This window comes from Bacillus cereus (genome assembly GCF_015071065.1).
In the GTDB taxonomy this organism is placed as follows: domain Bacteria; phylum Bacillota; class Bacilli; order Bacillales; family Bacillaceae_G; genus Bacillus_A; species Bacillus_A cereus_BA.
Map to the genome: position 1 here is coordinate 40,570 of NZ_VOVA01000023.1, position 7,755 is coordinate 48,324.

The window sequence follows — 7,755 nt, forward strand, 5'->3', positions numbered from 1 at the left end:
AGGGTGGGATAACAGAAGACGGGGTGTTGATATGCAACGAAGAAAATCTTTAGCGCTTTCTATTCCATATCAGTTAGATTTCTTTAAGCAATATAAATTTCTTTCTCAGGATAAGCCGCAACATATTTTGTTAGAAAGTGGACGTGGTGGTCGTTATAACATTGTGGGGCTGGATCCAGTAGCGGTAATTCAGGGTAAGAATGAGACGTTACATATAAGTGAAAGTGGTAAGGAAACAATAGAACGAGGGAATCCATTAGATTTAATGCAAGCGTATATGGAGAAATGGAAAACGGATTATAATCCGGAGTACCCACCTTTTCAAGGTGGGGCAATTGGATACTTTAGTTATGATTGTATCCGTTATATTGAAAAACTTTCTTCTCTTGCGAAGGATGATATTAATATACCTGACATATTCTTTTTGTTATTTGATGAGGTGTTTGTGTATGATCAACAGGAGAGAGTATTATGGATTATTACGCATTATGTAGATGAGTGTGAAGAGGCAGAAGAACGATTAAATGAATGGAAGGGTCTTTGGATGAAAGAAGCCCCCGAAGTGACTATGCCGTTTGAATGTCCTGAAAAGAAAAATGAAGCAGTCGCTTTTACGGAAGAGGGCTTTATGAAGGCCGTTGAACGTATTCAAGAATATATTGGAGCGGGTGATGTGTTTCAAGTAAACTTGTCGACAAGACAAGAAAGAACATTACAAACACATCCATTAGAAATATATACAAGTCTCCGTGAAATTAATCCATCTCCATATATGGGTTACTTGGAGTTTGGAGATTTTCAAATTGTTAGTGCTTCGCCTGAATTGCTAATTAAAAAGCAAGGAAAAGAAGTGAGTACAAGACCAATTGCCGGTACGCGCTCTCGAGGAGCGAGTGAGCAAGAGGATGAAGAATTAGCGAAAGAATTAATTGAAAATGAAAAGGAAAGAGCAGAGCATGTAATGCTTGTGGATTTAGAACGAAATGACTTGGGCCGGGTTTGTAAATATGGCACTGTTGAAGTAGATGAATTTATGGTAATTGAAAAATACTCACACGTTATGCATATTGTTTCTAATGTGCGTGGTGAGGTGGAAGCAGATAAGGATGCTTTCGATTTGGTGAAGGCTGTATTTCCTGGTGGGACAATTACTGGTGCCCCAAAAATACGTACGATGGAAATTATTGAAGAATTAGAACCTGTTCGCCGAGGAATTTATACGGGTTCAATTGGTTGGATTGGTTATTCTGGAGATGCGGAATTGAATATTGTAATCCGAACACTACTTGCTAAAGATGGACAAGCGCATGTGCAAGCTGGAGCGGGTATTGTAATTGATTCAAATCCAGAAAATGAATATAAAGAGTCGTTAAAAAAAGCAATCGCTTTATGGCGTGCAAAAGAAAGTAGCGAAGAAACGGTTAGGTGAGAGAAATGATATTAATGATTGATAATTATGATTCTTTTACATTTAATTTAGTGCAGTTTCTTGGAGAACTTGGACAAGAGCTTGTTGTTAAGCGTAATGATGAAGTGACTATTTCGGATATTGAGAATATGAAACCGGATTTTTTAATGATTTCGCCAGGTCCATGTAGTCCTAATGAGGCAGGAATCAGTATGGATGTTATTAAATATTTTGCAGGTAAACTGCCGATTTTGGGGGTCTGTCTTGGACATCAATCAATTGCGCAAGTATTTGGAGGGGATGTTGTCAGGGCAGAGCGTTTGATGCATGGAAAAACATCTTTAATGCATCATGATGGGCAGACGATTTTTTCTGATATTCCAAATCCATTTACCGCGACACGTTATCACTCTCTTATCGTTAAAAAAGAGACGTTACCGAATTGTTTAGAGATAACATCTTGGACTGAAGAAGGTGAAATTATGGCGCTTCGTCATAAAACGTTGCCGATTGAAGGGGTACAATTCCATCCGGAATCTATTATGACTTCTCACGGGAAAGAGTTGCTACAGAATTTCATTCGCAAATATAGCCCAAGTGTGACATCGTGTTAATTTACGTAAATGGCGCGTATGTAGAAGCGAGTGAAGCGAAAATTTCTCCGTATGATCACGGTTACCTATATGGACTTGGGGTTTTTGAGACGTTTCGTATTTATAATGGTCATCCCTTTTTATTGGATGATCATTATGAACGCTTAATGGATGCGCTCGATATATTGCAAATCAAATGGACAATGACAAAAGATGAAGTGATGCTTATTTTAAAGAATCTACTCGTTAAGAATGGGTTAAAGCATGCATATGTGCGCTTAAATGTATCGGCGGGTATAGATGAAATAGGATTACAAACGGAAGTATATGAAGAACCGTCTGTTATTGTTTTTATAAAACCGTTAGTAGCTCCAGGGAATGTAGTGGAAAAAGAAGGAGTTATTTTAAAGCAAGTGAGAAATACACCAGAGGGTGCATTTCGCTTGAAGTCCCATCATTATTTAAATAATATTTTAGGGAAACGCGAAATTGGAAATGTTGTGAATAAGGAAGGTATTTTTCTTACTGAAACAGGTTATGTTGCAGAGGGTATTGTTTCGAATCTCTTTTTTGTTAAAGGAGATATTTTATATACTCCTTCATTAGAAACAGGGATTTTAAACGGAATCACTCGTGCGTTTATTATAAAGGCTGCTGAAGAGCTAGATATAGAAGTAAAGGAAGGTTTCTTTACAAAAGATGAATTGCTTTCAGCGGATGAAGTGTTCGTAACGAACTCTATTCAAGAGATTGTCCCCCTTTATCGTATAGAGGAGAAAGATTTCCCGGGTAAAGTGGGAGTGGTTACAAAAAGACTTATGGATCTTTATGAAGTGCAGAGAGAGAAATTGTGGAGCAGAAATGAATTGCGAAGAGGAGATGTCTAGTTTGAAGTGGGATTATGATTTGCGCTGCGGCGAATATACATTGAATTTAAATGAAAAGACATTAATTATGGGGATTTTAAATGTAACGCCAGATTCATTTTCTGATGGTGGGAGTTACAACGAAGTAGATGCCGCGGTGCGCCATGCGAAAGAAATGAAAAATGAAGGTGCTCATATTATTGATATCGGTGGTGAATCTACCCGCCCGGGTTTCGCTAAAGTTTCAGTAGAAGAAGAAATAAAGCGAGTTGTTCCAATGATTCAGGCAGTGTCAAAAGAAGTAAAGCTACCTATTTCTATTGATACGTATAAAGCTGAAGTGGCGAAACAAGCGATTGAAGCTGGTGCTCATATTATTAATGATATTTGGGGAGCGAAGGCGGAACCGAAGATTGCTGAAGTTGCAGCCTATTATGATGTGCCCATTATCTTAATGCATAACCGAGGTAATATGAACTACCGCAACTTAATGGCTGATATGATTGCTGATTTGTATGAAAGTATTAAAATTGCTAAAGATGCTGGTGTGCGAGATGAGAATATTATTTTAGACCCAGGTATCGGTTTTGCGAAAACACCTGAACAAAATTTAGAAGCGATGCGTAATTTAGAACAGTTAAATGTACTAGGTTACCCAGTTCTATTAGGTACTTCAAGAAAGTCCTTTATTGGCCATGTATTAGATTTACCAGTGGAGGAACGTCTCGAAGGAACGGGCGCTACCGTTTGTCTTGGTATTGAAAAGGGCTGTGAGTTTATCCGTGTTCATGATGTGAAAGAAATGGCGCGTATGGCTAAGATGATGGACGCGATGATTGGTAAGGGGGTAAAGTAATTGGATAAAATTTATATCCATGATATGGAGTTTTACGGTTATCATGGTGTATTCCCAGAAGAAAATAAATTAGGTCAGAGATTTAAAGTGGATTTAACGGTGGAGTTGGATTTAAAACGTGCAGGAGAAAGTGACGACTTAGAGCATTCTGTCAATTACGGGGAGCTTTTCGAACTGTGTAGAAAAGTTGTTGAAGATAGAACGTATAAGCTTGTAGAGAGTATCGCTGAAAATATCGCTACAGATATATTGAAACAATATGAGAGTATTTCACAGTGTACAATTAAGGTAATTAAACCGGATCCGCCGATACCGGGGCATTATCGTGCTGTAGCGGTAGAAATTACGAGAGCACGTCCATGAATAATATAGCGTACATTGCATTAGGTTCGAATATTGGGGAGCGTTATACTTATTTAACTGAAGCAATTCAGTTTTTAAATAAAAACCAGCATATCCAAGTTGATGATGTTTCGTCTGTATATGAAACTGATCCGGTTGGCTATACTGACCAAAATTGCTTTTTAAATTTAGTTATAAAAATTTCTACCAATTTATCACCACAAGAATTATTGAAAGTAACACAAAAGGTAGAGAATGACCTAGGAAGAAAAAGGGAAATTAGGTGGGGCCCGAGGACCATCGACCTTGACATTTTACTATATAATCAAGAAAATATTGAAGCAGAGAATCTTATTGTTCCGCATCCGCGGATGTTCGAAAGAGCTTTTGTTATCGTTCCGTTGTTAGAGATTAATCAAGATATAAAACAAAACATTTCACGTTCACAAGTAGAAGAAATGAAAAGGCGAGAGGGAGTAACGGTATGGAAGCAGAAAAATGGGGAAGACGCATTCGTGCTTTTCGAAAGCTAAAAGGCTATACGCAAGAAGGTTTTGCGAAAGAATTAGGGGTATCTGTATCGGTTTTAGGTGAAGTTGAGAGGGGCAATAGATCACCTTCCCAAGATTTTGTAGTAGAAGTCGCTAAAACATTAAACGTTTCAATAGACGAATTGATGCCGAAGTGATCGTAAAGGAAGGAGTAAGTCGGGTGTTAAAGATTGCAAATATTGAGATGAAAAATCCGGTTGTACTAGCACCGATGGCGGGAGTGTGTAACTCTGCATTCCGTTTGACAGTAAAAGAATTTGGTGCAGGTTTAGTTTGTGCTGAAATGGTAAGTGATAAGGCAATATTACTTAATAACAAAAGAACATTAGATATGTTATATATCGATGAGAGAGAAAAGCCATTAAGTTTACAAATTTTTGGTGGAGAGAAAGAAACTCTTGTAGATGCTGCGAAATACGTAGATAAATATACGACAGCAGACATTATCGATATTAATATGGGTTGCCCAGTACCGAAAATCACTAAGTGTGATGCGGGAGCAAAGTGGCTTTTAGATCCAAATAAAATATATGAGATGGTAGCGGCAGTTGTAGATGCTGTTGAAAAACCAGTTACAGTTAAAATGCGTATTGGTTGGGATGAAGATCATATTTTCGCAGTTGAAAACGCTAGAGCTGTTGAGCGTGCTGGTGGGCAAGCGGTAGCAGTTCATGGACGTACACGAGTGCAAATGTATGAAGGGAAAGCAGATTGGGATATTATTAAACAAGTAAAGCAATCTGTGAATATCCCGGTTATCGGAAATGGTGATGTGGAAACACCGCAAGATGCAAAGCGTATGCTTGATGAAGTTGGTGTAGATGGAGTTATGATTGGCCGCGCTGCTCTTGGAGACCCATGGATGATTTATCGTACGGTAAAGTATTTAGAGACAGGTGAATTAATGCCGGAACCAACAGTGCGTGAGAAAATTGATGTATGTATGTTGCATCTAGATCGTCTTATCGATTTAAAGAACGAAAATGTCGCTGTAAGAGAGATGAGAAAGCATGCAGCTTGGTATTTAAAAGGTGTTCGTGGTAATGCGAGTGTGCGCAATGGTATCAATATTTGTAACACACGTGAAGACCTTGCGAATTTATTAGGTGCATTTGTAGAAGAAGTAGAAGCGAAACAACAAACAATTTATGTTGGTTAATAAGGGGGCATAGGAGATTGACATTCTTCTATACACTTCCTATAATTACGTGAAAGAAAGAAGAACTGCCAGTTAGTTGCTGGCAGTTTTTCTAGTTGAGTAGAAAATGCTATACTGTATATATTGTAAAAATTTATAGAGCTGGAGTGATATCAATATCATGGATAACATGAACCACGAAGAATTAAACGACCAATTGCTTGTTCGTCGTGAAAAGCTACATAATTTACGTGAGCAAGGAATCGATCCGTTCGGTAAACGATTTGAACGCACAAATTCAACAACTGACTTAGTAAGTCTATATGGAGAATTTTCTAAAGAAGAATTAGAAGAGAAAGAAATCACTGTTTCTATCGCTGGTCGTATTATGACAAAACGCGGTAAAGGAAAAGCGGGATTTGCGCACATTCAAGATTTACATGGACAAGTTCAAATTTATGTTCGTAAAGATACTGTTGGAGATGAAGAGTACGAGTTATTTACGACAGCGGATTTAGGTGACTTAGTAGGTATTGAAGGTAAAGTATTCAAAACAAACGTTGGAGAACTTTCAGTAAAAGCAACAGGATTTACACTTTTAACGAAATCTCTTCGTCCATTACCGGATAAATACCATGGATTAAAAGATGTTGAACAACGCTATCGTCAACGTTACTTGGACTTAATTACAAGTATGGAAAGCCGTGAAACGTTCGTTACCCGTAGTAAAATCATTCGTGAAATGAGAAGATATTTAGATGACAACGGTTATCTTGAAGTAGAAACGCCTATGATGCACGCGATTGCGGGCGGAGCGTCTGCTCGTCCTTTCACTACACACCATAATGCGTTAGATATGGAATTATATATGCGTATCGCAATTGAACTTCATTTAAAACGTCTTATTGTGGGCGGATTAGAAAAAGTTTATGAGATCGGCCGTGTATTCCGTAATGAGGGTGTATCAACTCGTCATAACCCTGAGTTTACGATGATTGAATTATATGAAGCGTACGCTGATTATAATGATATTATGAAACTAACAGAAAATATGGTTGCTCATATCGCGAAAAAAGTATTGGGTACAACAACAATCCAATATGGTGATTATGAAATTAATCTAGAACCGGAATGGACACGTCTTCATATGGTAGATGCAATTAAGCAACACTCTGGAGCAGATTTCTGGAATCCAATGAGTGTAGAAGAAGCGCGTGAACTTGCGAAAGAACATAATGTAGAAATTAAGAATACAATGGAAGTTGGTCATATTATTAATGAATTCTTCGAACAAAAAGTAGAAGATAAATTAATTCAACCGACATTTATTTACGGTCATCCGGTAGAGATTTCACCACTTGCGAAAAAGAATGATGAAGATCCACGATTCACAGATCGTTTCGAATTATTCATTGTTGCTCGTGAACATGCAAATGCATTCACTGAGCTAAATGATCCAATCGATCAAAAGGAACGTTTTGAAGCTCAATTAAAAGAACGTGAGCAAGGTAATGATGAAGCTCATATGATGGATGATGACTATATCGAAGCTCTTGAGTATGGTATGCCTCCTACGGGCGGATTAGGAATCGGTATTGATCGTCTTGTTATGTTATTAACAAACGCACCATCTATTCGTGACGTACTATTATTCCCAGCTATGCGCCATAAACAAGACTAAGCTTTGGAGATTTCTCCAAAGCTTTTTTTATTTCTTTATTTGAGGGGAGAGAAATCTTCTATTAAAAGGAAAGTGAGATTGTTGCTCATTAAATGGATGTCAGATTAAAAAACTATACTTATATAGAAGAAAGGTGCTGTTTTTATACTTTTTTACTAAGTTAAAAATTTTATTAGAAAAACTATTGCATTTTAATAATCAAACTGGTATATTTATATCCGTTGCCACGAAAGGTAACAAAAGAAATAAACGAAAAACAACTTATTGAAAAAAGTTGTTGACGAAAATATAACGAAATGTTATATTAATAAAGTCGCTTC

9 protein-coding genes are annotated in these 7,755 nt (G+C 37.5%); all 9 read left to right on the top strand.

Annotated elements, in window-relative coordinates; all coding sequences use genetic code 11:
• Window positions 1-31: 31 nt before the first annotated feature.
• The 9 genes from trpE to lysS all read left to right on the top strand — a co-directional run bounded on the left by trpE (window position 32) and on the right by lysS (window position 7,435).
• Window positions 32-1,429 (top strand): anthranilate synthase component I, encoded by a 1,398-nt coding sequence (trpE, locus tag FT637_RS26770; RefSeq protein WP_193648834.1) that lies wholly within the window; start codon window positions 32-34, stop codon window positions 1,427-1,429.
• A 5-nt stretch (window positions 1,430-1,434) separates the two neighbouring features.
• Window positions 1,435-2,022 carry an aminodeoxychorismate/anthranilate synthase component II gene (gene pabA / locus FT637_RS26775; RefSeq protein ID WP_193648835.1) on the top strand — a complete coding sequence of 196 codons (588 nt, stop codon included), beginning with the start codon at window positions 1,435-1,437 and terminating at the stop codon, window positions 2,020-2,022.
• Window positions 2,016-2,888 (top strand): aminodeoxychorismate lyase, encoded by an 873-nt coding sequence (gene pabC, locus FT637_RS26780; protein WP_193648836.1) that lies wholly within the window; start codon window positions 2,016-2,018, stop codon window positions 2,886-2,888. The genes pabA and pabC overlap by 7 nt, the downstream gene beginning before the upstream one ends.
• Window positions 2,863-3,723 carry a dihydropteroate synthase gene (folP, locus tag FT637_RS26785; RefSeq protein ID WP_193648837.1) on the top strand — a complete coding sequence of 287 codons (861 nt, stop codon included), beginning with the start codon at window positions 2,863-2,865 and terminating at the stop codon, window positions 3,721-3,723. Before pabC ends, folP begins: the two co-directional genes overlap by 26 nt.
• A complete protein-coding gene (gene folB / locus FT637_RS26790) occupies window positions 3,724-4,086 on the top strand; it encodes a dihydroneopterin aldolase (RefSeq protein ID WP_193648838.1) in 363 nt (120 codons plus the stop codon).
• Window positions 4,083-4,598, top strand: a complete 516-nt coding sequence (gene folK / locus FT637_RS26795; RefSeq protein WP_002130229.1) for a 2-amino-4-hydroxy-6-hydroxymethyldihydropteridine diphosphokinase — start codon at window positions 4,083-4,085, stop codon at window positions 4,596-4,598. Before folB ends, folK begins: the two co-directional genes overlap by 4 nt.
• Window positions 4,550-4,753 carry a helix-turn-helix domain-containing protein gene (locus FT637_RS26800; RefSeq protein ID WP_002009706.1) on the top strand — a complete coding sequence of 68 codons (204 nt, stop codon included), beginning with the start codon at window positions 4,550-4,552 and terminating at the stop codon, window positions 4,751-4,753. Before folK ends, FT637_RS26800 begins: the two co-directional genes overlap by 49 nt.
• Window positions 4,754-4,776: 23 nt before the next feature.
• On the top strand, window positions 4,777-5,775 hold the full coding sequence (dusB, locus tag FT637_RS26805) for a tRNA dihydrouridine synthase DusB (RefSeq protein ID WP_002159621.1): 999 nt from the start codon (window positions 4,777-4,779) through the stop codon (window positions 5,773-5,775).
• A 160-nt stretch (window positions 5,776-5,935) separates the two neighbouring features.
• Window positions 5,936-7,435 (top strand): lysine--tRNA ligase, encoded by a 1,500-nt coding sequence (lysS, locus tag FT637_RS26810; protein WP_193648839.1) that lies wholly within the window; start codon window positions 5,936-5,938, stop codon window positions 7,433-7,435.
• Window positions 7,436-7,755 lie beyond the last annotated feature (320 nt).